The organism is Streptosporangium sp. NBC_01469, assembly GCF_036227305.1.
In the GTDB taxonomy this organism is placed as follows: domain Bacteria; phylum Actinomycetota; class Actinomycetes; order Streptosporangiales; family Streptosporangiaceae; genus Streptosporangium.
Genome location: NZ_CP109465.1, coordinates 6,930,244 through 6,956,641 on the forward strand (window position 1 = coordinate 6,930,244; position 26,398 = coordinate 6,956,641).

Here is a 26,398-nt window from a genome sequence, read left to right on the forward strand (position 1 = left end):
TTGCCCGAGCCTTCGTCTGGCTCTGGAAACTCCAGGGTGCCGGGTATGGCTTCCGTCCATCAGCCGCATGTGAGGCTTCTACTGATTGGCCGCCCGGCGCCCACCGGCGACTCGACTGCTAATTGAGAAATGCGAAAGATCGCTGAAATAGGGATGAGCCAGCGAGGTTGCCTGCACGACCCCCCGAAAACTTCAGGACGACAGGAGACGGCGTGCGGCACGCCTGGGCAGGAATCGACATCGGAAAAGGCCACCACCATGTGGTGGTTATCGATTCCGAAGGAGAGCAGCTGCTGTCACAGAAGGTGATCAACGACGAGCCGGAACTCCTCGCCGTGCTCGACAAGGCCCTCGGCCTGGCCGAGAAGATCACCTGGGCGGTGGACATCCGCACGGGCGGCGCGGCCCTGGTGCTCGCGCTGCTGGCCGCGCAGGACCAGGAGGTCCTCTACATCTCCAGCACCATGGTCAACCGAGCCGCCGGCGGCTACCGGGGCGCCGCCAAGACCGACGCCCGCGACGCCGCGATCATCGCCGACCAAGCCCGCATGCGCCGCGGCCTGACGGTCATCCGGCCCCACGAGGAGGACGTCGTCGAGCTGCGGCTGCTGGTCGCCCGCCGCCTTGACCTCGTCGCCGACCGCACCAGAATGATCAACCGGCTGCGCGAGATCCTGCTGGAGCTATGGCCAGCCTTGGAGCGCACGCTGGACCTGACCAACCACGGCCCCTTGGTGCTGCTTGTCGGTTACCAGCGGCCCGCCGAGGTTCGCCGCCTGGGCGTCGCCCGGCTGGCCGCCTGGCTGAAGGCGCGCGGCGTTCGGCGCTTCAATGTGCTGGCCGCCACGGCTGTCGAGGCAGCCAAGGCGCAGACCGTCGCGCTGCCCGGCGAGCGGATGGCGTCGCAGCTGGTCGCCCAGCTCGCGCAGGACCTGATCGCCCTGGAGGAGCGAATCGACGCCGTCGTGCAGATGATCGAGGAGCGGTTCCACCAGCACGAGCTGGCCGAGATCGTCCAGAGCCTGCCCGGCGTGGGCCCCATCCTCGGCGCGGAGTTCCTCGCCGCCATCGGCGGGAACCTGCGCGACTTCGCCCACGCGGGCCACCTGGCGGCCCACGCCGGCATGTCTCCCGTCCCGCGCGACTCCGGGCGCATCAGCGGCAATATGCACCGGCCCCACCGCTATAGCCGCCCCCTCAACAGGGTGTTCTATATGTCGGCGCTACTCAGCATTCGAAGCGATCCAGAATCCCGCCGCTTCTATGATCGCAAGCGCGCCGAGGGGAAGGGACACATTCAGGCCGTTATCGCTTTGGGCAGGCGCCGCGTTAATGTCCTCTGGGCTCTTATCCGCGACGGACGTTGCTACGACCCAACGCGCTCAGCCCAGAATCGAATGGTCATGACCACACAGGCCGCATAACAGGACATACCGCTCGAAAAACACCAAGACCTCTTTGGCTCAACCCATTGAGAATCAGTAATAGGTGAAAGAAGAAAATTTCTCACGGAGGGGATCAACATGATCACCTTGACCCGTGAGGGGAAGGCCCCGGTCCTCTTGGGGGAGACCCTGCAGAAGGCGGCCCGCACGGCCATGGATCTGAGGTACAAGCCGGTGCAGGGCTCAAACGAGGTGCGCGACCCTCAGCACCGGGTGTGGCAGATCGAAGGCGCCTACGCGTGGGACGTGCTGAGGCACCTCGCGGCCGAAGAGATTCGCCGCACACCGTACCCGCAGCACCCGAGCATCGCCCGCCCCTGGACCACCCGGCGTGAGCCCATCTGGGAGCCCGTGCAGTACGGGCAGCTCCCCCGGGGCGGCTGGGTCAAGGCTCATTACCAGCGCGTCGGCCACACCACCGCCGTGCCCAACCGGTTCGGCACGCGTAGCCGGCCGTCGGTGAGCAGCCGGCCCGGCCGATTCCGCGTGCGTGAAGAGTCCGCCGCCGGTCGCTGGTAGGGCTATCTCGGCTGGATGCCCACAGTCGTCTCTCCGGTGCCGGCCCGGGTCGGATCGGCCATGACCGTGTATGTACCGGTCATCGGTAGCGAACGGAGGCCGTAGGAGGTGTCGTAGGTCACTACTTGATTGGCGAGAACGCCGCCGTCGGGCCTGAGGACGCGGACCTTCAACGCACGTTCGGGGAAGGAGGTCACGCCGGAGATGGGGACGCGGACGCTCTCGCCCGCCGTAGCAGTGAAGGTGTACACGCTGTCTTGGCCCGGGCGGTCGATGGCGAGGGTGGCGCTGTCGCCGGTGGTCGTGATCGTGCCGGCGTCGCTGACGTGGGACAGGGTGAGGGTCAGCGAGCCGGTGCCCGCGCGTTGCGGGTCCACTATGACGCGGTACGCCGATGCGGACGGAGACATCGTGTCGAGCTCGGCGCTTTGGCCGGCGGCGATGTCAACGGGGGCCGTGATGCCGAGGTCGGCTCCCGCAAAAAGCATGATGCGCACGGGAGTGGTGAACGTGTTGTCGGTCACGCCGAGGGAGAAGTGTCCGGAGACGGGGAAGGTGAAGTCGGCGATCTGCCCGGTGCGCGCGACGGTGACCGTTTCCCCAGGGCCGGTGGACGCGAGGGTTCCGGTGACCGGCACGGACAGGGTCGCGGTGGCCGAGCCGCCGGCTCCCTGCTTGGGGTCGAAGACGACCTGGTATGTGCCCGTCTGGGGGAGTTTGAAGATGTCGGCGCCGTCGGTGCTCCCGGCGCCGACCGGGTGGTTGACGATGATCGTGTTGCTGGGAGTGAGGACTTTGATGTTTGTCGTCTCGGGGAAGGTGTTGTCGCTGAGGGCGAGCGAGACGGTGTCGCCTGCGGTGCCGGTGAACGTGGCGATGGCGCTCTGGCCGGGTCTGGTGGCAGTGAAGGGAAGTTCGCCGGTCGTGGTGAGTGCACCCAGTTCCAGTGGTGTGGACGCCGTAACGGTGACCGAGCCGGTGGTGGTCCCGATGGGGCGGATCTCCATCTGGTAGGTCCCGACGATGAGGGGGGTCTTCAGGGTGAGGTCTCGGTCGTAGCCGGCAGGCAGGTAGAGGCCGCTGCCGCCGCTGTTCGTGGCGTCCCGTCCTGCTGGATCGAGGACAGTCACCTGGGCGCGGTCCGTCAGGCTGTTGGTGGTGAAGCCGATCTCGATCTGCTGGCCTTCGGTGACCTCGAAGCTGAGTCTGGCCGGGGCGCCGGACTCGGTGAGCGTCGCCACGGCGCTCGTGCCGTCGACCTGGATGGCGACCGGGTCGGGTGGTTCGGAGGCGATGGTGGTGGCCTGGAAGAGCAAGACCACCACACTGAGTAAGGAGGACAGCATGGAGCGCTCCAAAGCTTGGGGGAGGGGCGATGGGTCTCCGCTCAAGCTAGGCTCCGATGATCTTCCAGACAAGCGGCCTGCGAGATGGGCCCGGCCCAGGCGGTCGGCTGCGCCGACCAATCCGAACACTGGGCAGTGGCCTTCCTGTATACGTGCTCAGCCCACCAGGTCGACCTGATGGGAGAACACGCCCGTGATTGCGCCGACGACGGGCAGGCGGTTTCTGGCGCGGCCGGGGAACGCCTGCGGGGCGTGAAGGTGGCTTTCAGTTCAAACACCCAAGAATATTCCAGAGGTCCGGATGCTTGATCACGCAAGCACGGAAAACCCGCAGAGCACGGACGCGTCTCGCCGATAAGGTGCACCTGTGGACACTCTGGAAAGCCTCGTCATCGCCAGGCGGCTTCGAGTCCCCATCGACGCCCCCGCGGCCCCTACCTCGGGCTGGGGAGAGGTGGCCGCCCGCCAACTTGACGCTGCGCTGCTGAGCGTTGGCTTTAAGTGTTCGGCGGCTTTGCTTGAACGCTTGGCGGGACTGCCGGGGGAGACGGTGGTCGATCTCGGCGTGCGGGTCTTGGCGGCCGTCCGCCACCTCGTTGGTGATCACATCCAGCACAACGTGTATTTCGTCGAATTTCCGAAGAACGTCCCCGATAATGTGGAGTTCTGGGTTGGGCTGCTGCGCCAGGCCATGCTCGACCCGGTCGCCGCCGCCTCCGTCCAGCCGGCCACGCTCAATCTGCTCGCGCTGCCCGGTTACGGCCGCTACCAGCACACCTACGCCGACCTGTTGGCCGCACATGCCGAGCTGATTCCGCTGGCCGGTGACCGGGTGACCGTGCTGGAGCTGGGCGCGAGCCTGGAGGCGGAGGCGCGTGAGCTGTACTTCTCGCTGGCGGGCTCGGAAGTGCCGCTGTCGGCCGAGGACCTGGTGGCGCTACGGTCGCTGGCCGCGTTCTGCGCCGAGGAGCCCGAACGCATCCCGATGCGTGAAAGCCGCGCCGTCGTCAACGAGGTGCGCCTGGCCGCGGGGCGGCCGCTGCTCGTGGACACGGTGACCGATGTGCTGCGGCTCGCCTGCGGCTGTTCCGGCGGTGACGTCACGCTGGCCACCCCCACCAGGTTCCGCTCGTTCTCCCGATCCGAGCGCCGGGCTCTGCTGCGGGCCCTGGACGCGGTCGCCTCCCCGGCCAAGCTCGGCGACGTCTCAAAGCACCGGGAGCGGTGGAAGCGGCTCGGCGAACGGCTCCACCCCGGCGAGCATCCGCAGTTCCCGCGCGCCGCGCACGTCTTCGAGGTTGCCCGGGGCGTACGCCAGGCGCGCGGCCTCGACAGCCGGGTGGAGGCGGCGCTGTCGGCCGGCCGCACCGGCGAGGCGGTCGAACTGCTGGAGAAGACGCCCGGCGCGCTGCTGCGCCGTCTCGATCACCTGCTGCGGAGCGGCACTTCGGCCTCAGCGGTGCTGGAGGCCGCCGAGAAGGCGGCGGCGGGCGCCTCGGGCCGGGTTCTGCTGTCGTTGCGCGAGCACCTGCAGAACCGGTTCACCCCCGCGGCCGGACGGGTCTTCGCCAACCGGCACGGCAGGGCGTGGACGACGGCCGATACTCGCTCTCCAATTGAGGAGAACGTCGTGTCGCGGGCGGTGGCCATCCTGGACGAGGAGATCACCCGGCGGCTTCCCGACCCCGGCACGCTGATCGTCGCCCCCGAGGCGCTCGACATCGCCCTGCCTTTGTCGGGCAAGGCCGTCGCGCCCGGGCTGGGCATGTTGCCGCGCGGCTCGCTGTCGGCGGTGGACGGGGAGCTGCTGCGATTCTTCGTCCACTGGCGACAGGCTGAGCGGCGCACCGACTACGACCTGTCGGCCCTGATGCTGGACGCCTCCTACGGCAATCCTCAGCACATCTCGTGGACGAGCTACCACAACGCCTTCGCAGAATACTCCGGCGACCTTGTCGACGCCGCCGACGGCGCGAGCGAGTTCATCGACATCCGCCTCGCGCAGGCGAAGCGGTCGATCATCATCCCGCAGGTGAACATCTACGCCGGTGAGGCGTTCGACGAGGCCGCCGAGGCGTTCTTCGGCTACATGACCAGGGACGCCGAGCAGGAGGGCATGCCGTTCGAGCCGCGCACCGTGCGGATGAAGTCCGACCTGCGCGGCGCGGGGCGGGTCGCCCTGCCGCTCGTCTTCCTGCGCGGCGACGATGGCGCCTGGCGGGTGAAGTGGCTGCACCTCTATCTGAAGGGGCACCCCGGGTTCAACCAGGTGGAGGGCAACCGCGTCACAGCCTCCCTCCTGGTGCGCTCGATCGTCGAACGTGACCACCTGCGCGTCCGCTATCTGGCCGACCTGCTGCGGCGCAAGGGCTCGCCGGGCGAGCACACCACCTACATCGGTTTGCAGGCACCGGCCGATCTGCCGGAGGGCGCGCGGGTGTATACGCCCGGGACGCTGCACGAGCTGATCCCCGCCTGATAACGTGGAGACCGCGAGGCCATGGGAGGGCTTCCTTCTCACCTTTCTTTGGAAAAGATATCCAGCCTTCCCGCCTTCCTCGCGCTCCGGCCGTAAGGCCACTCGAAAGCTTTCTGCCTGCCTGGATCGAAGCCCAACTAGGCCCAGGGGCCACCGCGGGTGCGCGCCTGCTTCAGGGAATCGTGGGCATCGAAAGGCCCTCGCACGGTCGGGTGGGTTGAGCGTTGAGCTCGGGATCCGCACGCCCTTCTTCCCCGCGGGGGAAGGAAGCTGGGCTTTCGATCGCTGGGACGCCGACTATTCGCCTACCTCTCCTTCAGGTGGTGGGTACAGCTTGTCGAACGCCTTGCCCACCACGATGGAGCAGATCCAGGCGGCTTGAAGCGCGGACCCGCCGATGAACAAGGTGGCCTTGTCTACGGCGTCCTCATGCTCGAGGAATACCGAGCCCAGCTCGACGAACACGACCAGGAACACCTGGAATTGCACAAGGCATCGCATGGTGGCACGGGGCATCAGGCTGGTGGTGCTCACCGAATCCGCGTCAACCGCTGCGGGCACTGTCGCGGCGGGTGTAATCGGCAGAGCAATGTCGATTTCGAGCGCAGGCGCCACGGGAAGGGGCTGTGGGGCGGCGAGGAGGTTGGCCGGGGCTTGGCTGGGGTGTCGCCCTACTCGGCCGGATTGCTGGTCCAGCTGAGGTTCAAGGACCTTGCCCGGCCTGGCAGCGCGCCGTACGGGCTGCCCAGCCGGTTCGTCTCCTGCAGGGCTCCCACGACCCCGCCGGCGTGGTGTTCACTGTGCTCGCGGCCTTGTCCAAGATGGAACGCGAATGCATCCGCTACCGCACCCTGGAAGACCACGAATTCGCCCGCGCCCGCGGCAAGGCGATCGGCGGCGCCGTCACCGACGAGAACATGCTGTCCATGGCTCTCCACCTGCGCGACATCGCCGCCCGGCTCGTCATCACCAGCGGCGCGAAGAAGAGCCGTCACCCATCGGCCGCGACCGTCCTGCGCATGCTGCGCGACCACGACCAGCAGACCGCGATCTGACGGGCACGGCCCGTCAAGGCCCCTGAGGGAACGGCTGAACGGGGGAGCCATCGCAGGCGGATCGCCTCGGCCGCGCGGCGGCAGACCGGGTAGACCGGCACCCCGTCGGCGTACAACCCTTCCACCAAGCGGTCATCGATCACCACGATGTCCCACTGGCCCGGGGCGATCATGCCCACCACCAGGCCCGGCAGCCACGGCCACGACGTCTCATCGGTGTTGTCGGCCGTGAGCGGGTGGCGGACCTGCACCGGCGACGCGTCCGGGAACGGGTTTGCCTGCCGGGTCAGCGTCCCCGCCAATGTCTCGATGCCCAGCTCCAGGTCCGACGTGGCCAGCGTCGCCTCGATCGTGCCCACGGCCAGCTCATCGGCCAGCTCCAGGATGACCGTGTTGCTCGCCGCGAACGCCTCCACCGCCGCCACGTACTGGTCGACCCTCGCGGCCTCGGCCGCAGTCAGGTCCGGGCCTGCCAGCGCTCGCCGGTCTCGACCCACAGCCACATGTCATCGCGCCGCACGCCGAACACCTGCTTGATCCGCTCAACGGTGTGGTCGTCCAACAGATGCGGGGAGCGCCGTGCCGGCTGGTCCATCGCCAAGACCAGCGAGGCCCGGGCGACTATGACCGCACTCCTCAGCCAACTCGCACGCGCCGTCCTGACCGGCCACACCGACTCGGTGTCCTCGGTGGCGTTCAGCCCGGACGGCACCCGGCTGGCCTCCGCGGCGGGCGACGACACGGTGCGCATCTGGGATGCGGCCACACACCAGCAGATCGGTGCCCCGCTGACCGGGATGCTTTCGCGCGACCTGAACCCAGCAGCCCCGCGACAAAGGCCGCAGATGACGACACACCTCGACCGGCCGACAATCCCCAGCGCACCTCGGGCCCCTCTCCCACGAAGGCCCGTCATCTCCGCCTCACCGACGCCCAACCGTCCGCCCCCGAACCGGCCTCTTCAACCGTTCCCCTCATGCCCTACCTCGGGGCAGGCGGCTTCACATGCTTTCCAGGAAGGCGAGTACGGCGAGGACCCGGCGGTGGCCTCCGTCGGTGGGAGGCAGGCCGAGTTTGGTGAAGATGTTGCCGATGTGCTTGTGAACGGCGTTGTCCGTGATGAACAGCCGCTTGCCGATGTCGTTGTTGCCGAGGCCCTGGGCCATCAGGGTAAGGACCTCGCGTTCCCGCTTCGTGAGCCTGTCGACGGCGCTCGTGCCGCCGCCCGCCAGGAGCTGGGCGATGACCTCGGGATCCATGACGGTGCCACCGTCGGCCACCCGGCGCAGGCCGTCGACGAACTCGCTGACCCGGCTCACCCGGTCCTTGAGGAGGTAGCCGACGCCCCCTCGGCCGTCGGAGAGGAGTTCTCTCGCGTAGACATTTTCGACGTACTGCGACAGGACGAGCACCGGCATGCCGGGATGCGCGCGCCGGATCTCCAGGGCGGCTCTGATGCCCTCGTCGCGGAAGGACGGAGGTAGCCTGACGTCGACGATCAGCACGTCCGGCCGGTGCCGATCCACGGCGTCGACGAGGCCGGGACGGTCGGTGACGACGGCGGAGACCTCGATGCCCTTGGTGCCCAGGAGGGCTTCGAGACCCGCGGAGAGCAGGACGTTGTCCTCGGCGATCACGACTCGCACGGCAACTCCACGGATACCGAGGTCGGGCCTCCTGGCGGGCTGGCGACGATCATGACACCGTCGAGCGCGGCGACCCGGCGACGGATGCCGCTGACGCCGGTACCACGGCCCTCGTCGACGCCGCCGATGCCGTTGTCGGTGACCTCGACCAGCAGCCGTCCGCGATCGCGGGTGATCCGCACCTGCAGCCGGGTGGCGCCGCTGTGCTTGGCGGCGTTGGTGAGCGTCTCGGCCACGACGAAGTAGGCGGCCGCCTCCACGGCCGCGGGCAGTCCGCCGAGATCGCCGAGGTCGATCTCGGCGGGCACACCTGACCGCGTGACGAGCGCCGCCAGCGCTCCTTGGAGTCCTCGGTCGGCGAGGATCGGCGGATATATCGTGCGTACCACGTCACGGAGTTCCGCCATGGCCTCCTCCGTGCCTTCGTGGGCCTCCCGCAGCAGGTCGGCCACGTCGGCGGACCCATCGGTGAGCGACTCCCTGGCCACTCCCAGCCGCATGGCGATGGCGACCAGCCTGGCCTGCGTACCGTCATGCAGATCCCGCTCGATGCGGCGCAACTCCGCGCTGTGGGCGTCGAGCACGCCCGCGCGGCTCTGCGTCAGCTCGCCGACCCGCTCGGTGAGCCGGTCCCGCGCCGAGGGTTCGAGCGCGGCCAGACAGCTGTCGGCGTGGAAGGCCGCGAGCTTGGGCATTGCCCAGTACGCCAGGGCCGCGAAGCCCGTGATCTGGACGACTCCCAGGGCCAGCGCGCCGCCCCAGCCGGTTACGGGGAAGACGCCCAGCAGCCGCAGCGGCGCGTCGGCGGGGAACAGCCACCACAGCGGAGTTGCGAACGCGGTGAACACCACCGTGCCGACGCAGGCCAGCGCGGCCAGCCCCGCCGGTACGCCGGTCACGATGTGCCGGAACACCCAGCGGACGTCACGCCTGGTCTCCCCGTCGTCGAGCACCTGACGCCACCGCGCGCGAATCCCCTTGGCCGGCGCCATGCCGCGCCGGGGGGACACCTGCCTGTCCAGTAGCGCGGCGGCGCGACGGCGATGCCACTCGGCCCACCGCCGCAGGCCGGCCACCGCCCGTGGGAACAGGACAAGCCCGACGCCACCGAGCCCGGTCGACAACACCGCGGCGGCAAGGAGCGGTGGCACCAGCATCGTGGCCATCGCGGCCGGCAGGCCGAGCAGGAGATATCGGCTGCCTCGCCACGTCTTCCGCCACCTCTCACGCATGGCGTCCAGTCTGCTGTACCGCGGCAGGCGGGGCACTACAGCGGACTGTAGTGCCAACCGGGCACCCCGCTCCATCGTCTGCGGATCCGAGTAATACCTACCGTTCGTGGTCATGACCACACAAACGCTCCTCCGCCCCGCCGTGCCATGGTTCAAGGTAACGCTGTTCCTCACCATCACCTTTGGCGCCATCTGGGCCGCCGGGGCCGCCGTCCGGTCCGGCGGCGGTGACGTCCACGCTGACGCCGCCGCGCCCATCCTCATGATCGCGATGTATACGCCGACGCTGGGAGTGCTCCTCACGGCGATGGTGACGGGAGAACTGCGCCGTCCACGCGACCTGCTGAGGGAGACGGGCGTCCTGCCGTCGCGGTCGCTGTCGCGGCTGGCCGGCTACACCGCGGTCGGCCTGCTCCTCGCGCCGCTCCTGGCGCTCGCCGCGCTGGGTGTCAGCTCCGTCGCCGGCGGCTTCGCCTTCCACAATCCCTGCCGTTCGAGAGCCTGGCGAGCATGCTGGCCTCCCAGCTGCTGATCTTCCCGCTCGGGATGCTCCTGACGTTCGGTGAGGAGTTCGGGTGGAGCTACCTGCTGCCCAAACTGCTCCCGCTCGGGCTCTGGCGCGGTCTGCTGATCAGCGGGGTGATCTGGGGAGTGTTCCACGCCCCTTTCACGCTGCAGGGGTACCACTATCCCGGCATGCCGGGCGGCCTGGCCGTCCTCGCCTTCACCATCGCGTCGGTGTTGTTCGGCGCACTGTTGGGCTGGCTGCGCCTCACCGCCGGGAGCATATGGCCGGCGGTCGTCGCTCACGGTGCGGCGAACCTGATCGCCTCCGCGATTCCCACGGTCCTCGGAAAGCCGGTGGGCGTCGCCGACGCCGCCTTCCACGCATCGCTCTCCGGCTGGCCGGGCTGGGTCGTGATGGCCGCCGTTCTCGCCGTGCTCATCGTGACGGGACAGTTCAGGAAACTCGCGGTGTAGGGGTGCCGCAGGATCATCGCCACCGGCTCAGGGCGCTGGCCGTCGAACGCGATGGATCATCGGAACGCGGCCAGCGCGAGCGGCTGCCACTTTCGCCACGTAGCGAGTCGTTCCTCGTACTCGGCCGCGACCGGCTCGAACGACGTGCCGAAGAAGACCCGGACCGGCGCCGTCCTCGATGTCGTGGGCGAGTGGATGCACGCCCTCGACGAACGCGGCGCCGACCAGGGCCGCAAGCCGGGCGAGACCTGGTCCCTGCGCGTCAAACGCGCCACCCTCACAGCCGAACGCCCACGCCCATCCCTGGATCTGGGGGCGACCACCCCCGCAGCCCCGAGCCCTGCGCCGCAAGTTCGTCTACTTGCTATGAGGAACGCAGCACTAGGCACGGTTCGGCGAGCGGGGGGATGGGCGACCGCCCAGCTTCTTGATGATGTACCCCGAGTTTGGTGGAGGCCCACGGGCCCGCGCCCGTGATTCGGTCATCGACGCACGAACCTGCGCCTACCTGCTGCGCCCGTACCTCAAGCGTGTGGCAGCTCAGAACCTGCGCCTGCGGGACAGGCGTCGCTGTGCAACATGAATAAATCTACATTGTAAAGGCGCTGGCCCAAAGTTCAAGATCATTTACAATGGACTAAAGACGCATCAACTACAAACAGAAGGCCGTCCTTCCCTGGAGTGGAAGAGTGGTGGCAGTGGTCGGCCCCTTGGCCGCGGGCGGCTCCGGTGACCACGATGACCTGTCGTGGAGGCGGTCCATCATTGTTCTTCCTGGCATAGTGAAGCCCCGTCGCCGCAATGCCGGGAAGCGGGGCTTCGGGGACAGCTGGAGGCGCTGGTCAGGTGAGCTCCCGCCTGATCTGCCTGATGGTGGCGCTGAGGTCGGCGAACTGGTCGTCGGTCATGAGGCTCCAATCGTGGTCAGCGGCCGACATGGATATGTGCGGCCCACAGCGAGGGGATGTGCGGGTAACGCTCACGGAGTCGGCGGGCGGCGGCGTTCAGGGCCCGCGCCGAGTGGTTCACGTCAATGGTCCCGTCTGTGGCCGCGAGCTCCTCGTAGAAGGCCTGCGCGAGGTCGGCGTACGCGCGGTCGTTGACCTCCCACAGCGTGGCGATTGCCTGTTGGGAGCCGCTGAGCTGGGCCGCTATTGCCAGGTTGATGGGCTCGCCCGCGGCGCCCGGCGCCGCCGTGGCGCAGGCGGACAGGTACATCAGGTGGGTGGGCGCGGCCATGTCTCGCAGGCGCAGTGGCCCGTCCGACAGCAAGAGCGAGCCGGCTGTGGCGTCGTCGGCGTCCGTGCTGCTGTGGCCAGCGAAGTGCAGGACGTTGGCGCCTGGCAGCTCTCGCAGGAGGTGTTGCCTGGTGGCCTGCTCTCCCTCGAGGACGACGGCAGGGGCGAGGAGACGGGCGATGGTGAGCGCCTCCCGCTCGGCCCCCGGCATCCGCATCGGGCTCTCTGCGTGCCGCGGCAGCACGATCAGAGCCGAGTCCGGTCCGTCCACGGGCGTGGCCGAACGGGCACGCGTTAGCGCGCCGATCGTCGCCGTGTATGAGGAGACGACCGAGTTGATGGCGGAAATTTCCGGGAGCCATCCCGCCGCATGCAACGGCAGCACGCTCAAGGGCCCCGTCGGCATCCACCATACGCGCGGCATGCCCCCGGTGGCGCTCAGGTGCGGCCGCAGCGCCTCCAGCACCGGGCCGACCACGACCTCCCACAACCAGCCCAGCGTCTCGGCCAGCGACTGCTCCCGGCCCAGCCGGTCACGTAGCGGTCGGTAGGCGGTGGTGAGCTCGGTCAGGAAACGGCGTGCGCGCTCGGTGGCCGCCGCACGGTCGAGGCCGGGCAGGCGGATGACGAGCAGCCCGTCCGTTGTCACGGCAATCGCGTCGCAGCGGTGCCCGCTCACGTTCAGGACCACGACGGGTCCCTCGGTCGCGGCCGTGAGAAGATCGCCGACCGCCGGCGGGCGCAGGAAACCCGCCATGTCAGGCAGGGCGCGTACCTCCTCGACCAGCCGCTCGAACTCCTCCGCCTCCTGGACTCTGGGTTCGCGCGACGACGGCTCGTCCACTGCGATCCGCAGCGCCGACAGCCGCTCCGCCAGCTCAGGTGTGTGCGCGCGCAGCGTGCGAAGATCCTCCTGTACGCCCAGGGCCTGCGAGAGCAGCAGCCCGCGTCCCTGCTCCAGCAGCGTGAGCGCCTCCTCCGGCCGTCCCATCTCCAGAGCGCACGCGGCGGCGTCGCCGGCCAGCTCCGTCAGGCTGTCCTCGCGTTGTCCTCTTCCGTGCCAGAGCCTGTCCGACATGGCCAGCGGGACTAGCTCGATCGCGGCGCGGAACGCGCCGAGCGCGCGCTCGTAGGCCCCGCCCGCCATGGCGAGCCACCCGTACTCCTGCCAGGCCAGCACGCGCTCCGCGATCGGCTTGTCGAGCCGTCCGGCGATCGTGGCGAACGCCTCCAGCGCGCCTTCGAAGGCCGCGGGATCTCCCGAGCGCTCCCAGTGCCCGCGGTGTTGCGCGGCGAGGTCGGCGAGGTCGCGGGTGAGCTGGAACCGGGCTTCGCGCAGCGTGTCGAGGAACTCCTCGTGCTGTCGGCGCGCCTGCTGAGGGGCGATGGCCGCCGCCAGCCGGATCAGCGCGTCGGCCTCGTCCAGGTCGCGCGCGATCCCGGCGGTCCACGAGCGCCGCAGCAGGACCTTCGCGAGCAGGGCGAGGGCCCAGTGCCGGTCCGGGTCGCCCTCTGGCATCGCGCCGACCGCCCTGCGGCCCACCTCGACGGCCTCCTCGAGGTCGCTGGGGTCATCGAAACGCTCGAAGCGTTCCTCCAGGGCGTGGCCGAGCTGCACGAGGGCGAGGGCTCCGTAGGTGCCCGGCGTGTCCAGGCCGACGAGCCGGCGCGTCAGGTCGAGCAGGCGGTCCAGGACGGCGGGTTCCCTGGTCGCCTCGTACGTCCGGGACACGGCGTGACGGAGCCGATCGAGCGCTACGGGATATTCGGGCGCGTCGGCAGAGGTGCCGAACAGGACCTCCTCGGCAGCCGTCAGGTAGGCGCGCAGGTCATCGGGCTCGCCCGACCGCTCGAAGCGGGCTTCCAGCATGTCGGCCAGGCGGTCGGCAATCAGCGGGGCGTCTGCGGAGTCCTCGGGTATCGCCGACGCCACCCCCCGCATGAGCTCGATCGCGGCATCGAGGTCGGACTGCTCGCCGACTGCCAGGAACCGGTGGAAGAGCAGCAGGCCGAGTTCGGCGGGGGCGGTCGCGCCGCCGGACAGGTCCAGGTTCGCTCTGACGAGGCTGATGGATTCGTCCAGGTCGGCGAGCGACTTCGATCGCTCGTACCTGAGCCGCAGCGCCCCGCTCAGGCTGATCCACAGGACGCCGCGCTCCGGCTCGCTCTCGGGCACGACTGCGAGCCCTTCGCGCAGCACCCCGATGGCCCTCTCGAGGTCTTCCGCCGTGCCGAGACGCTGGGAGCGGTCGACGAGGAGATCGCCGAGCGTTGCGTAGACGAACAGCGAGTGGGTCGCGCGGCCGTCTTGTTCGCTCATGAGCCGGGCGAGGACGGAGATCGCGGTGTCCGGTGACTGCTCGACGGCCGCCGCCACCAGGAACTTGGCGCGGTCCTTGTGGTCGATCGGCAGTAGTTCGGCGGCCTCGAGCAGGAGGGCGGTGACTCGGTCGAGCCCGTCCTCGTCGTCGTCCGCGACGACCCCCCGCTCGATCTCCGCCTGTGCGGCCAGAGCGTAGGCGAGATGGATTCGGTAGGAGTCCGGTTCCGCTTCGGCGAGCCGCCGATGGACGGCCACGATCTCGCGGGCCGTCGTGAGAGCGCCCTTGTCGTCGCTCTGGCTCCGCTGCCTGGTGCGGCGTTCGGCGAGCGCCGCGGCGAGCGCTGGCAGGGCCGACTCCGGGGTGTGTTCGGCGAGGCCGCGATAGAAAGCGACCGCCTCGTCGGGGGATTCGCGGGAGAAGACGGCCTCATCGGGGGAACGGCGCGAGTCGTCCAGTTCCTCGATGACCTCCGTTGCCTCGCCGTCGCGCCCGAGCCGACGCAGCGCCTCCGCCTTCAGCGCGGCGAACCTCGCCTCGCTGGCCCTCCTGCGGCTCCTGGATCTGGCGAGCAGCTCGATGCCGGCCTCGGCTGTAGTCAGCGCCTCCGCGGCCAGGCCCGCGCGGAGCTGGACGTCGGCGAGGAGGAGGAGCGCGCGCAGCCGGGCATCGCGCAGGACGGGTGTGCTGCCCGTCTCGGCGACCGCGTCCCGCAGGATGAGCAGGGCGGACGGCGCGTCCGCCATGGCGTCGCGGAACCGCCCGAGCGTGGCGGCCGACTCCGCCCGCACGGTCAGCGCGCGAGCGAGCTCGAGCGGTTCGCCGCGCAGCTGTTCGTAGACCTCGACAGCCTCCTGGGCCGCGGCGAACGCGCCCGCGTGATCCTCGACCTCCATGAGCTGCTCGGCGTAGCTCACGAGGTTGGCGGCGTAGTCGGGGAGGTAACCGTGGTCAGGACGCATGAAAGGCCCCTCCCGCCGCGGCACTGCCCCGGCCGGTCAGCTCGCGGTACAGCTCCAGCGCCACGGCTCTCGCGGCGAGCGCCTCCTCGTGGCGCTGGGCCTCTCGCATGTGATCGCTCAGGTTCTGCCAGGCCCTGGCCAGTTCCGGGCGGTAGTTCGTCCTGCCCTCACCTGTCAGCCTGCCGTACACCGATATGGCCAGCCGGGTCAGTGGCTCGACCAGCAGGTTAAGCGCGGGCGCGCCGGTGGGGAAGGAACCGGCCAGCGCGACCAGCGTGGCCTCGTCCGAGGCGGAGGCTCCGGCCACCCCGTCCTCCAGCGCCGAGATCAGGTAGCCGGGCTGCTCGGTCTCGATGACGACCTGCAGGGCGATGGGACCGTATCTCGCCAGCTGCCCGACCACCTGCTCCTTGAGCAGCCGCCCGACGTGGGGGTGGTCGCCGCTTGCCCGGGCCAGCACGTGGAAGGCCTGGTGGAGCTGGGTGGGGGAGGCGGCGGCCAGCGGTTCGTTGATCAGGTCGGGCCACTCGCGCAGATGGGTTCCTACCAGGTACTCACCCAGGCGGTCCGGCTCCAGGGGGCCCCACTCGCCTTCTTGGGACGGATAGAGCGTGCTCAGCCATTGGTGGACGACGAGGAGCTCGTTCTCTCCGAGATCGCGTAGGCCGAGCACGTGGCTGAGCAGGGCCACGGCCTGGGACTTGCTCGATGCCCCAAACAGGGTAGCGATCGTCACCGTGTTGCGCAGCGTGTCGTCCGAGAGGAAGGCGAGGCCCACCGTGTCCGCCGTACGCCGCCAGTAGCGGTTCTCGTGGACCATGAGGACCTTCTCGTGCGGCGTACGGCTGCGCGCGGCGGCCGGTGCGGGACCCGCCTGCAGCAACCCGACCAGGGCGCTCAGATGAAGGCGCATCAACGATCCATAGCCGGGGCCGCCGAGATCGGGAGGCGCCACCTGGGCGGCCAGGTCGGGCCAGCGCGTCTCCTGCAGCCCAGACACCCGATGGAGCTGGGCGGCGATGTCGACCACCGCCTCCCTGAACGCCGTCTCGCGCGCTCCCGTCCGCGTCGGCAGGGCGGTGAGCGGGTGGAGTTCGGCGAGTTCGAGGGCGTACTCCATCAGGTCGGACTTCGCGGTCAGCCGCTGCCACCACTGCCCGGCCGAGCGCGCCAGCATCAGCACGCGCACGGCGCCGCCGTCGTCGATCCCGACGTTCTCAATCAACCGGCGGACGACGTCAGGCCGTGTTTCGGCGTAGTCGACCACGAGCAGCAGGGGCCGGTCGCACGCGCGCAACCGGCTCAGGGGCTCCTCCGGCAGCGTTGCCGCGTTCTCGGCCACCACCTGCCCGGTCACCCAGCCCTCGCGGCGCAGATGGGCGACGAGCTGGCGCGCGAGCCGCGTCTTGCCCAGCCCTCCGGCACCGAAGACGAGCCGGGCGTCGAAGATCTCGTCCGTGGAGCACCAGCCGACGAGCCTGGCGAGCTCGTTGTCCCTCGGGGTGAACCACCGCACCGCCTCGGCGTCGGCACGCAGGAGCGCCGCGGGGGAGCGGGGGCGGCGCCGGTCGGCCGGAGGGGAGAACAACCTGGCCAGATCGGCTGGTTCGAGGACCGCCGGCGCTGTGATCGCGTCGAGGAAACCGGGCTCGGCGAACAGGGCCTCGGCCCGCGTGGCGAGCAGCCTGGCCCCGCCGTACCCTTGATGGTCGGCGACCACCACGCCGAGCAGCAAGTCGTCGGCGAACAGCGCGGCGCCGGACATCCCCGCCCAGGGCGACCCGGCACCTCTGCGCTTCGGCGGGTTGAGCACCTGGAGGTGATAGCGGCGCTGTTTGGCGCCCGCCTCCGGGTTCACTCGGCCGCCAGCCTGATCGCGCTCGCGCACGCCGTCCGGCTGGGCCAGCACCTCGGGGAAGCCGGAGGCCTGGCAGACCACCTCGGCTCGGCGGCTGGCCAGGCGTCCCCAGCGGACGGGAGCGACGGGGGGATCGGCCCAGTCGTCGTCGGTGATCTCCAGGACAGCGACGTCCACCGTGGGGTCGGCCGACGACCAGGTGCACGCGGCGGACCACAGGCGCGTCCTGCTGGCGGTCCTGACCTTGATCTCGGCCCCAGGTTCGGGCCGGCCCGTCGCGGACAGCACGTGCGTGGAGGTGATGAGCAGGCGCGGGGCGATCAGGTAGCCGGAGCCGGACGACCAGGACGCGTCGGCCTGCCGAGCCCATACTTCGGCGACGCGTTCGACCGTGGTCGGCATCTACTCTCCGGCTGCGGGGGGAAGCTGACAGTAGGATACGCGCGACCGTGTCAGGGCCGGTAGGTCAGGACTCCTGCCAGAAGATCCGCGCATCTGCGGCGACGCGGCATCCAGGCGGTCATTCCCGAGTGGGTCGACCAGGCGGCGTTCAATCCAGGAACACCTCGATTATGCGGGTGAAGGCGTCCGGGGAGACAGGGGGAATGCCGAGGCCGTGTCGTGCGAGCTTTGCCGGACGAAGTGCTGGGTGTGGCGTTCGACGGCGGTGGCCAGGCGTTGGTCGATGCGTTGGGTGGGGGAGAGGTTGAGCGACTTGGGGTGGGCGTATATCTGTGTGGTGTCAGGAGAGGCGTGGCCGAGCAGGGCTTGTACCGCTGACAGCTCTTCGCCTGCCTCCAGCAGGGCGGTGGCTACGCTGTGGCGGATGCCGTGGATGGAGAGTTTGCCGTGGTCGGCGACTCCGATCGCCTTGGCGATGCGCTGGATGAGTTCGCGAACGTAGGTGCGCTGCAGTGGCCGTTCGTTGCGTGATCGGAACAGGGGGCCGGGTGAGCTTCCGCGTTCGGTCAGGTAGCCGTCGAGGATTTTGCCGATGAAGGGGCGCACGTCGACCGGGTGGGTGCGGTTGCCCTTGACCGGCAGGTTCACGACTCTGAGGCGGCCCTGGTTCGATCGCCACCGCGATCATCAAGAGTGAGCCAGAGCCCTTTTCTGTCACCGCGGCGCAGAGTTGATGTCACTGGAGCCAGTGCGGCACCTGACAGGTGAGCTGGGGCACCGACGGCGTTCTAACTGAGGCGGATCCTTGCGGAAGAGTCGACCGCTCCGCTGATCATCGTGACCGAGGCACAACGCCTGCTGCGCGGACCAGGCAGTCGCACACTCTACGGACTGCGGCACGACCTGATCCGATGGGAGCCTGGCCTTCACGTCCTGGTCGGCGACGGCCTTGTCCCGGGCCTGTTCAGGGGCGAAGCCAATCGTTCGCTGAAGCCCTACATGACCACCGTTCACTGGGAACGCCTCCCCGGCGAGTGGGGACGCACCTACCATCTGCCGAGCACTCGTCGCGGCTTCATGGGAGCGTGATCACCGAGTTCCGTCGCCCCGGGTCTCCGCAGCCAGTCATCGAGGGGGTTGGTGATGCGCTCGGGGTGGGTGGTCGCGGTGTAGCGCAGCGCGCCGTCTGCTCCGTGAGGCCGAACAGCCGAGTCGGAGAGGTGGCTTCGGTGTTTCGCTGGGGTCGACTCGGCCTTCATCGCGGGTGGTCCGGACGGAGATGTCGCACGCTGCCAGGAGCGCGGTGGCCGTCGCCTGGCGTGAACCGGTCGAGGAACATCACGTCCGGGTTGGCCGGCCGCCGGAGAGTTGTCGCCACGGTGTCATCCGCCACGGTGTCGGCTGCGGTCTCTTCCGGTTGCGGATCCCCGCTTTCCTGACTCACAGCGAGTGGCACAGCCGAAGGGGTCTGACCTAAGCGCGTATAACTCTTACCGACCCGGTTCGGGTTGATCGGCTCAGTGAATCTGGCACCTATGGAACCTCATGTGAGGTGCGGCGACGGGAGCGTGGCCGTATGCCGCGTTTGCTGAGCCGGTTCCATATCTACTGAGCCGTCGTGCCAACTTCACTGAGCCGGGACACCCAGGTCTCGAGCGACCCGCTGGTAGTCGTCCAGAACGACGATCTTCATTCGGACATCGTGCGACTACGATCACCTGGTGACGTTCGCGGGCAATTGGGATCATCTGGAACCGGCTACCAGGGAGGCCTACCGGCGCTTCGACGCCCTCACCGAGCAGGGCCTCGACCTCGGCCCTGGCACCGACTGGCGCCTCTACGGCACCTACGCCCACACCAAGCTCTGGCTCGGCCCGCAGGGCGGCCACGACTACGACGAGCGCGTCCTGCGCCTGGTCCGCACCGTGGCCGGGCGCGCCGTCGACTGGACGCCCGCCGACGCCTGGAACCTGGCCGAACGCGCCGGCTACTGGGCCCGCCAGGGCCACACCCGCCACGAGGAGCTCTATCGGATCCCGCTGTCGGCCGCCCACCTGCTCCATCCGCAACAGCGCCGCGACCTGTTCGGCCACCTGACGGACCTCGGAGAGCTCCAGCCGCTCCTGGAGAGCCTGCTCACCGAGGAGGGCCCAGCCGGTGCGGTCAGGAACGTGATCGGGGAGGCCGACCCCTTCGCCACGATGCTGGCCGAGGAGTACGGCCCCCGCCTGGCCGGAATGCTGCCGCTGCTGCGCCACTGGGCCACCGCCGACACACCGGCCCCAGGCGACGGCTGGTTGCCGGCCGTCTGCGACCTGCTCACCCCTGAGGCCATCGCCCTGGTCACCCGCCTGGCCGCCTACCGGGGCGGCCCGTTCGTCTGCCACCACGCCGACATCAGCTGGAGCGAGGACCGCTTCCTGAAGGGCCGGACCGTCTCGGTGGCGCGCGGCCTGATCTGGACCTGCGAGGTCATTGACGAACCTTGGGTCCCGTCGCTGCTCGCCGACGCCGCCGTCACCTGCGGCACCGGCCACGATGGCCCCAGCTCCACCTGCCGCAGCGAGACCGTCGCCGACGGGGCCGTCGGCGTGCTGGCCCGCCGGGGCGGACCCGAGACAGTCACCCCACTGGCGCTCATTCAGACGCGGGTGCGGGCGGCGTCCGTACAGGAGAATGTCACTCGCGCGCTCGACGCGCTCGCCGACGTGGCCGCGCTGACCCGCGACCAGTTCCTCGACCGCACTCTGCCCGCCGCCGACGCCACGCCCAGAGAGGTCGAGCAGGCGCGCACGGCCGCGCGCTACCGCCTGGAACAGGCGCTCATCCACCAGCGCGAATGGACCTGGCGTGAGGTCGGCGAGCACCTCCTCGACCACCCCGTCACTGGCCCCGACGCCCGCGCCCTGGTGTGGCGGATCCCCGGCGGCCCCTCAGGCCTGCCAGTCAGAACCGTCGACGGCTGGGAACTGGCCGGGCACCGCCCCGAGGGCCCGGTCGCCTTGTGGCACCCGGCCGACGCAAGCGCCGAGGAGGTGGGCGCGTGGCGCGAGAGGGGTCTGGCGCAGCCGTTCGAACAAGTCCTCCGCGAGGTGTACGCGGAAGAGCCGGACCGCGTCGCCGGTCACGTCGTGCGCTACGACCTGACCCGGACGGAGCTGATCCGGCACGGCTGGACCGGCGTGTCGATCGGCTACTGGGAGCACGACTGTCACGAGGGGCAGGGCGAGGTGGTGCGCGACCTTGCGGACTGGCAGGCCCGCTGGCTCCTGCGCGTCGTCGAGGGCATGTCCGACGAGGGCTGGGACCTGGACGCGCTGTGCGCGACCAACCCGATGACCTTCCACCGCGACGGCCAGGAGGTGCCGGCGGCGTCGGTGCCGCCGCTGGTGCGGTCGGAGATCCTCCGAGAGGCCGACCTCACAGTCGCCGCCGCCTCGGCCGGCCCAGACGCCCAGCACCTGGTCGACTACTACGACGGATATTGGCACTAGAAGTTATGCAGTACCGACACGACGATGCCCAGGATGACGGCCTCGTCGCCGTCGGTGTCGCCGCGGGCGGGGTTGCGTGGTTTGGGGACGACGTCGCCGCTCCGTCGCCGGAACTCCTCGACGGTCGCCTCGCCATCGATCATCGCGCCACGATCTGCTTCCAATGGGCCTCGGGCTGCTGGCCGACCACGACAGTGTCCCGGACGTGCAAGGAAAGCCGCTACTCTCGGCCGAGTACCCGGCCCCCGTGGACAGGCAGGACTCGTGCCCATCATTCGTTACGGCTCGCCATGGAGCTCGCTCGGAGTCGTCACCATCACCGAACCTGGCACCTACCAAGGCTGCTGGTCTGCACGAGCTCACTAGTCGGTTCGGTAGCGGCTCGTGGAGCCCGCGCAGCCGCCCGCGCTCAGATGCTGGCACCGACCCCGGCAGGGGAGGCAGTCGGGAACGCGGTCGAGCAAAGGATCAACGTGCACTTCGGAGCGCTTCAAAGTCTCTACGAAACCCGGCGCGGTTCATAGCGCGCACGTCTGAGCCATCACGATCGAGACGATCGTGACCACTGCCGTAGCCGTGTCCATGTATCTCCTCATAGGGGGCCCGCTGATCAAGCCCTTCATGAAGTAAGAGCTTGAATCGGCTGTCTATATGAACCTCACCGCCAAGATCTTTCTGCGTGGACCTCCGCGTCCTGACGCTGTCCGACGACGGACATCATCTGGCGTTCACCGGCGGCGGCTATCCGTCCGAAAAGGGGCCTGGTCTGCTCTGCTCATCGACATGCGCGCCGGAACGCCCCCTCGTTGCCGAAAGGGTGAAACCTCCCTTTTCCTGTTACTTACTGGCTCCTGGGGCGGACTTGTGTTCTTTGGGTCCAGGAGCCGGAGGCGCACCTGACTGATTGCTGCGGAGTGGGAGGCGAAACAGCTCGGCCACAGCAAGAACTAGTTCAGCCCGCTGATGCGGCCGTGTCCCGCGTAAGACGATCAGGAGGGCAAGGATGCGCGTTATCGAATAGATTGCGGCGCAAACGACGGTGGTCAATACAAAATGGTTGGCGACCAGCCCCATGGGCACTCTCCGGCAGGCGTGATTGATCGGCCGGAGGTCTCTCCATCGCAAGGGGGCTGGTCAAAGTCCTTCTCGCGACCGGGGCGCCGGGGGCCTCCTGGGTTGAGGCAGCACCGTGATGACGACGCTCTACCGTGGGGATACTCCCCTCCTAGTCGCGATGGTCGCATACGGGGGGCGTGCCGAAAAGCCCTTCTCGCTGTCTGGTCCCGATTGGTACTTGCAATCCGTCGTCACTCATAGTGAGGCTCGGCTGACCGGACCTTGTAGGCCCAGGACTCCTAAAGCTACGCCCAGCCGCAAGGTAGCGGTGAGCTATCTATCGAACCCATTCCGTAATGATTGCAGGTTGGTCAAGTGAGCACATGTCGGGTGGATCTTCTCGATCGTGGTGTCCGTTCGGTCGGAGACCGCGCTTGGGAGGAGCGTCCAGATGTGTGTGCAGTGGGAACCGGATGAACTCATCGGCTCGTGGACGCTGGTCGAAACCTGCCGGCAGCGACTGGGCGCTCTGGCCAGCACCAGCCCGCCACGACAACCCGGAAGGAGCCTACCTGCCGCCCCCGCCGCCGTTCCGCGGCTACCTGGCCTGGCTGGGCGCCCAGGACCGCACGCGCGCCCAGATGCGCTGGCGCACCGAACTGGCGGGACTCCAAGCACCGACCATCCTGGCCGAGAAGGCCGGGCGATCCCCAATCGCCCACGCCGACCAGGAGATGACGTCCGCCGGACTGACCCAGGAGCTGACCGAATCCCTCACCGCCCGCGCCCGCGAGTGCGGAGTCACCGTGAACTCCGCCGTGCAGGCTGCCTGGGCGGTACTGCTCAGCCACCTCGCCGGCCAGCCCGACGTCGTCTTCGGCAGCACGGTCAGCGGCCGGCCGGCGGACCTGCCGGGCGCGTCGGACATGATCGGCATGCTGGTCAACACCGTCCCCGTCCGGGTACGGCTGAACGCCGGCGACACCTTCCGGCAGGTAGCGCAGGAGGTCCAGCGGCAGCGCCTCCGGTTGATGGAGCACGACCACCTGGGCCTGCCCGACATCAACCGGGCGATCGGCCTGAACGGCATCCTGTTCGACACTACGGTCGTGCTGGACAACTTCCCGATGAGTGACTACGCCTTCGGCGCGCCCGAGGACGGGCTGAGCGTGGGCGCGGTCGCCCTGCGGGAGAGCTCGCACTATCCGGTCACGCTCGTCGCCGTACCAGGAAAGAAAATAGAACTGCGGCTGCACTTCCGGCCCGACGTCTTCGACCCCGAACAGGCCCGCGACTGGGTGCGGCGGCTGGCCGCCCTGCTCGAAACGCTCGCCACCGAACCCGAGACGCAGGTCCGCGACCTGACCGCCCCGGCGGCGGCCGAACGCGAACGCCTGCTGGCCGCCTGGACCGGGCCGCCGCTCGCCGAACCCGCCGGAACCTGCGTGCACCAGGCCTTCACCGACCAGGCGGCCCGCACCCCCGACGCCACCGCGCTGATCTACCAGGACCAGCGGATCAGCTACGCCGAACTCGACGAACGGTCCGACCGCCTGGCCTGGCGGCTGACCGCGCGCGGCGTGCGCCGGGGCACCTGGGTGGGCCTGCACCTGGAGCGCTCACCCGGACTCGTCACCGCGATCCTCGCGGTGCTGAAGGCGGGCGGCGCCTACCTGGTGCTGGATCCCGCCTTCCCCGACGAACGGCTCCGGCAAGGCCTGACCGGAACGGGCGCGCCCCTCGTGATCACCGACTCGGCGCTGGACGCGCCCGGAGTCGAGATTCTGGGCCTGGACGGTGACCAGGAGCCCGTCGCCCTGGCCGAGCACCGCGTCACCACCGCGCACTTCTCCGCGAGCCTGCTCAACTTCCTGGTCGACGAGCACCCCCACCTGCTCGACGGGCTGACCCAGCTCCTCACCGGCGGCGAGGCGGCGTCCGTCCCGCACATGCGGCGGATCACCCGCGACCATCCCGGGCTGCGGCTGGTCAACGCGTACTCGCCGCTGGAGTGCATGATGGTGTCGGTCTGGCATCCGATCACCGCCGAGGACGCCGAGCGCGCGGTGATCCCGCTGGGCCAGCCGGTGGCGGGCAAGGGCATGTACGTCCTGGACGACGACCTCCGCCTGGCCCCGCCGGAGCCGAATTCGTGCGCGACGTCGAACCCGGCGAGTTGCTGGTCGCCGACCAGGACGGCCTGCGCTCCGAACGCTTCGCCACCGGCCCCCGGGCGAGCTGCCTGTTCGAGCACGTCTACATCGCCCGCCCCGACTCCCTGATCGGCGGGCAGCGGGTCCAGCAGGTACGGCAGGCGTTCGGCGCCCTCCTGGCCCGCCAGTCACCGGTCCCCGCGGACGTGGTCGTCGCCGTCCCCGACACCGCCAGGGCCGCCGCCCTCGGCTACGCGCAGGCCGCGGGCATCGACTACGGCGAGGGCCTGATCCGCAACCACTACCTGGGCCGCACCTTCCTGCGCCCCACTGACGAACGCCGCCGCGACGACGTACGCCTGAAACTCAACCCCGTCCCCGAAGTGGTCCGCGGCCGCCGGGTGGTCCTGGTGGACGATTCCCTGGTACGGGCCACCTCGATGCGCCACGCCGTGGGGCTGCTGCGCAAGGCGGGCGCGGCCGAAGTGCACGTGCGGATCGCCTCGGCGACGATCTCCTGGCCGTGCTACTTCGGCGTCGACATCAGCTCGCAGGACGAGCTGGCCGGCCACCACATGACCACCGGCGAGATCGCTGTGCACGTCGGGGCCGACTCGCTGGCGTTCCTGTCCACCGAGGGGATGCGCGAGGCGGTCGGCGGCGAGCCCACGCTCTGCATGGGCTGCTTCACCGGCTTGTATCCGACGAGCGTGCCAGCCGGGGCTCCGGCACCGCCAGCATCCGCCAGAACAGCAACGCCGCCAGGAAGAACACCACCGCCTGCCCGTTGAGCAGCACCGGCATCGGCAGCAGCCCCGCCAGCACACCCGCCAGCATCAGCCCGAGCGCCTGCAACCCGTCCGACAGCGCGAACATCGCGCTCATCACTCGCCCGCGCAACTCATCCGGGGTCGCCTGCTGCGCCACCGACAGCCACCCGGCCATCACCCAGACCGAGGGCGCCCCGCTCAGTGTGAACAGCCCCGCGTAGAACCAGATCGCGGTCGTCAGCGCCGGGGAGTTCCAGATGGCCAGGCTGACCAGCCCGAACGCGAGCAGGCTGAAGGCCGTCAGACGGCGCACGTCGAGTTTTCGGGCCAGATATCCGGTCAGCGCACCACCGAGCAGCCCGCCCACCGCCTGCACCCCGCGCAGCAGCCCCGCCTCCGACTCACCCGCGCCGAGCGGCCCGGTGACGAACAGCAGGAACAGGATCACGAACAGCCCTTGCGCGAGCGCCAGCAATCCCAGCACCACCGCGACGGCCTGCAACGCCGGGCTGCGCCGGATCAGCCGCAACCCCGCCGACGCACCTTGCCAGAACACCACCGGATCCTCCGCCCGGACCGTCCGGATCTTCGCGCCCGGCAGCGCGAGCACCAGCAGCACGGTCACGACCAGCGGCGCGACCGACGCGACGACCACCCCCGGCAGCCCCGCCCAGGCCAGGACGACCCCGCCGACCGGGCTGCCGACCAGGCGGCCCAGGTTGCTGTTGAGGCTGATGGCCGCGTTCGCGGTGACGAGCTGATCCTCGTCGACCACGGACGGCACCATGGCGTTCTTCACCGACTCGAACATCGCGGTGAGCCCCGCTTCGGCGGCCACGACGACATAGACGATCCAGAGGCGGTCGCCGTTGTGGACGAGCAGCAGGGGGAGGAGCAGGAGCGCTCGGGCGATCGTCAGGCTCGCCATGAAGCGGGAGCGGTTCCAGCGGTCGGCCAGGATGCCGGCCAGCGGGGTGAGCAGCAGACTCGGCAGCAGCCCGACCACGGCGACCGTGGAGGTGACGAGCGCCGACCCGGTGATCGACAACGCGTACAGGGGGAGGGCGATGAGCAGGGCCCACCGTGTGGCCTCGGTGCAGAAACTCGCCAGCCAGAGCAGGAAGAGCGCCCGGCCGCGTAACGGATGGGGCTTCATAACGCGCCTCCGGCCGTCTTGTATCCGACCTTCATGACGTATCTCCAGCTGACTGATCACCGGCCGACCTGTGGTGGTGCTTCACGACTACCTCCGGCCGAGCCCGCACGATCCCGCGCTCGTCAGCGCATTGGGCGCGGACCGGTGCCGAAGCGTTGAGATCGCTCAGCAGGACAAGATGTGCGTCTACCCAGAACCGGCGCCGGCTCGCGTGCCGGCACCGAACACTCGACCTCGTCGCGGTCTTTCCGTACCTTGCGGGGCGTTCCACCTGGTCGCCGTAAG

The 26,398-nt window shown here is 69.4% G+C and carries 18 protein-coding genes and 2 pseudogenes; 10 read left to right on the forward strand and 10 right to left on the reverse strand.

Going from position 1 to position 26,398, the window contains the following annotated elements; genetic code table 11:
• The first annotated feature begins 212 nt into the window (after positions 1-212).
• Together OG587_RS30380 and OG587_RS30385 are read left to right on the forward strand one after the other, a co-directional pair.
• On the forward strand, positions 213-1,424 hold the full coding sequence (locus OG587_RS30380; RefSeq protein ID WP_329081171.1) for an IS110 family transposase: 1,212 nt from the start codon (positions 213-215) through the stop codon (positions 1,422-1,424).
• A gap of 99 nt (positions 1,425-1,523) precedes the next feature.
• Complete coding sequence (locus OG587_RS30385; RefSeq protein WP_329081173.1) at positions 1,524-1,964, forward strand: hypothetical protein; 441 nt, start codon at positions 1,524-1,526, stop codon at positions 1,962-1,964.
• A gap of 2 nt (positions 1,965-1,966) precedes the next feature.
• On the opposite strand, the gene OG587_RS30390 is transcribed toward OG587_RS30385, so the two are convergent.
• Positions 1,967-3,310, reverse strand: a complete 1,344-nt coding sequence (locus OG587_RS30390; RefSeq protein WP_329081174.1) for a hypothetical protein — start codon at positions 3,308-3,310, stop codon at positions 1,967-1,969.
• Between the two features lie 367 nt (positions 3,311-3,677).
• On the opposite strand from OG587_RS30390, the gene OG587_RS30395 reads away from it, so the two are divergent.
• Positions 3,678-5,789, forward strand: coding sequence for a TerD family protein (locus tag OG587_RS30395; protein ID WP_329081176.1), 2,112 nt, complete (start codon positions 3,678-3,680; stop codon positions 5,787-5,789).
• Positions 5,790-6,086: 297 nt separating this feature from the next.
• Here the strand turns inward: OG587_RS30395 and OG587_RS30400 are convergent, their stop codons facing one another.
• On the reverse strand, positions 6,087-6,404 hold the full coding sequence (locus OG587_RS30400) for a hypothetical protein (protein WP_329081177.1): 318 nt from the start codon (positions 6,402-6,404) through the stop codon (positions 6,087-6,089).
• 197 nt (positions 6,405-6,601) lie between these two features.
• Between OG587_RS30400 and OG587_RS30405 the strand changes: the two genes are divergently transcribed.
• Positions 6,602-6,844 (forward strand): hypothetical protein, encoded by a 243-nt coding sequence (locus OG587_RS30405; RefSeq protein WP_329081178.1) that lies wholly within the window; start codon positions 6,602-6,604, stop codon positions 6,842-6,844.
• Here OG587_RS30405 and OG587_RS30410 read toward each other — a convergent pair.
• On the reverse strand, positions 6,781-7,341 hold the full coding sequence (locus tag OG587_RS30410; protein ID WP_329081180.1) for a hypothetical protein: 561 nt from the start codon (positions 7,339-7,341) through the stop codon (positions 6,781-6,783). The two genes, OG587_RS30405 and OG587_RS30410, sit on opposite strands and share 64 nt — an antisense overlap.
• Positions 7,342-7,467: 126 nt before the next feature.
• Here OG587_RS30410 and OG587_RS30415 point away from each other — a divergent pair.
• Positions 7,468-7,554 (forward strand): annotated as a pseudogene (locus tag OG587_RS30415) (hypothetical protein); the annotation flags it as partial.
• 291 nt (positions 7,555-7,845) lie between these two features.
• Here the strand turns inward: OG587_RS30415 and OG587_RS30420 are convergent.
• Together OG587_RS30420 and OG587_RS30425 are read right to left on the reverse strand one after the other, a co-directional pair.
• Positions 7,846-8,490, reverse strand: coding sequence for a response regulator transcription factor (locus tag OG587_RS30420; protein WP_329081181.1), 645 nt, complete (start codon positions 8,488-8,490; stop codon positions 7,846-7,848).
• Positions 8,478-9,722: a sensor histidine kinase gene (locus tag OG587_RS30425; protein WP_329081183.1), complete on the reverse strand. Its 1,245-nt coding sequence runs from the start codon at positions 9,720-9,722 to the stop codon at positions 8,478-8,480. The genes OG587_RS30420 and OG587_RS30425 overlap by 13 nt, the downstream gene beginning before the upstream one ends.
• 112 nt (positions 9,723-9,834) lie before the next feature.
• On the opposite strand from OG587_RS30425, the gene OG587_RS30430 reads away from it, so the two are divergent.
• Complete coding sequence (locus OG587_RS30430; protein WP_329081185.1) at positions 9,835-10,254, forward strand: hypothetical protein; 420 nt, start codon at positions 9,835-9,837, stop codon at positions 10,252-10,254.
• Entirely contained in the window at positions 10,233-10,703 is a 471-nt protein-coding gene (locus OG587_RS30435; RefSeq protein ID WP_329081187.1) for a CPBP family intramembrane glutamic endopeptidase, read from the forward strand. Before OG587_RS30430 ends, OG587_RS30435 begins: the two co-directional genes overlap by 22 nt.
• Before the next feature lie 924 nt (positions 10,704-11,627).
• Here OG587_RS30435 and OG587_RS30440 read toward each other — a convergent pair.
• From OG587_RS30440 to OG587_RS30450, 3 genes and pseudogenes are all read right to left on the reverse strand, one after another.
• Positions 11,628-15,224, reverse strand: coding sequence for a CHAT domain-containing protein (locus OG587_RS30440; protein ID WP_329081189.1), 3,597 nt, complete (start codon positions 15,222-15,224; stop codon positions 11,628-11,630).
• A complete protein-coding gene (locus OG587_RS30445) occupies positions 15,214-17,484 on the reverse strand; it encodes a S1 family peptidase (RefSeq protein WP_329081191.1) in 2,271 nt (756 codons plus the stop codon). The genes OG587_RS30440 and OG587_RS30445 overlap by 11 nt, the downstream gene beginning before the upstream one ends.
• A 168-nt stretch (positions 17,485-17,652) precedes the next feature.
• Positions 17,653-18,138 (reverse strand): annotated as a pseudogene (locus OG587_RS30450) (tyrosine-type recombinase/integrase); the annotation flags it as partial.
• 183 nt (positions 18,139-18,321) lie between these two features.
• On the opposite strand from OG587_RS30450, the gene OG587_RS30455 reads away from it, so the two are divergent.
• Both OG587_RS30455 and OG587_RS30460 read left to right on the forward strand, forming a co-directional pair.
• Positions 18,322-18,573: a hypothetical protein gene (locus tag OG587_RS30455; RefSeq protein WP_329081193.1), complete on the forward strand. Its 252-nt coding sequence runs from the start codon at positions 18,322-18,324 to the stop codon at positions 18,571-18,573.
• A 632-nt stretch (positions 18,574-19,205) separates the two neighbouring features.
• Complete coding sequence (locus OG587_RS30460) at positions 19,206-20,978, forward strand: DUF4132 domain-containing protein (RefSeq protein WP_329081195.1); 1,773 nt, start codon at positions 19,206-19,208, stop codon at positions 20,976-20,978.
• Here the strand turns inward: OG587_RS30460 and OG587_RS30465 are convergent.
• On the reverse strand, positions 20,975-21,121 hold the full coding sequence (locus OG587_RS30465; protein ID WP_329081197.1) for a hypothetical protein: 147 nt from the start codon (positions 21,119-21,121) through the stop codon (positions 20,975-20,977). The two genes, OG587_RS30460 and OG587_RS30465, sit on opposite strands and share 4 nt — an antisense overlap.
• 1,386 nt (positions 21,122-22,507) lie before the next feature.
• Between OG587_RS30465 and OG587_RS30470 the strand changes: the two genes are divergently transcribed.
• Positions 22,508-24,316, forward strand: coding sequence for a condensation domain-containing protein (locus OG587_RS30470; protein WP_329081199.1), 1,809 nt, complete (start codon positions 22,508-22,510; stop codon positions 24,314-24,316).
• A gap of 558 nt (positions 24,317-24,874) precedes the next feature.
• Here OG587_RS30470 and OG587_RS30475 read toward each other — a convergent pair.
• Complete coding sequence (locus OG587_RS30475; RefSeq protein ID WP_329081201.1) at positions 24,875-26,113, reverse strand: MFS transporter; 1,239 nt, start codon at positions 26,111-26,113, stop codon at positions 24,875-24,877.
• Positions 26,114-26,398: the final 285 nt, after the last annotated feature.

What these genes read in the sequence shown, in the direction of transcription:
- OG587_RS30470 (WP_329081199.1), top strand. Translation starts at nt 22,508, where the DNA reads ATGAACTCATCGGCTCGTGGACGCTGGTCGAAACCTGCCGGCAGCGAC.
- OG587_RS30465 (WP_329081197.1), bottom strand. Translation starts at nt 21,121, where the DNA reads ATGATCGATGGCGAGGCGACCGTCGAGGAGTTCCGGCGACGGAGCGGC.
- OG587_RS30435 (WP_329081187.1), top strand. Translation starts at nt 10,233, where the DNA reads ATGCTGGCCTCCCAGCTGCTGATCTTCCCGCTCGGGATGCTCCTGACG.
- OG587_RS30430 (WP_329081185.1), top strand. Translation starts at nt 9,835, where the DNA reads ATGACCACACAAACGCTCCTCCGCCCCGCCGTGCCATGGTTCAAGGTA.
- OG587_RS30385 (WP_329081173.1), top strand. Translation starts at nt 1,524, where the DNA reads ATGATCACCTTGACCCGTGAGGGGAAGGCCCCGGTCCTCTTGGGGGAG.
- OG587_RS30475 (WP_329081201.1), bottom strand. Translation starts at nt 26,113, where the DNA reads ATGAAGCCCCATCCGTTACGCGGCCGGGCGCTCTTCCTGCTCTGGCTG.
- OG587_RS30440 (WP_329081189.1), bottom strand. Translation starts at nt 15,224, where the DNA reads ATGCGTCCTGACCACGGTTACCTCCCCGACTACGCCGCCAACCTCGTG.
- OG587_RS30445 (WP_329081191.1), bottom strand. Translation starts at nt 17,484, where the DNA reads ATGCCGACCACGGTCGAACGCGTCGCCGAAGTATGGGCTCGGCAGGCC.
- OG587_RS30390 (WP_329081174.1), bottom strand. Translation starts at nt 3,310, where the DNA reads ATGCTGTCCTCCTTACTCAGTGTGGTGGTCTTGCTCTTCCAGGCCACC.
- OG587_RS30425 (WP_329081183.1), bottom strand. Translation starts at nt 9,722, where the DNA reads ATGCGTGAGAGGTGGCGGAAGACGTGGCGAGGCAGCCGATATCTCCTG.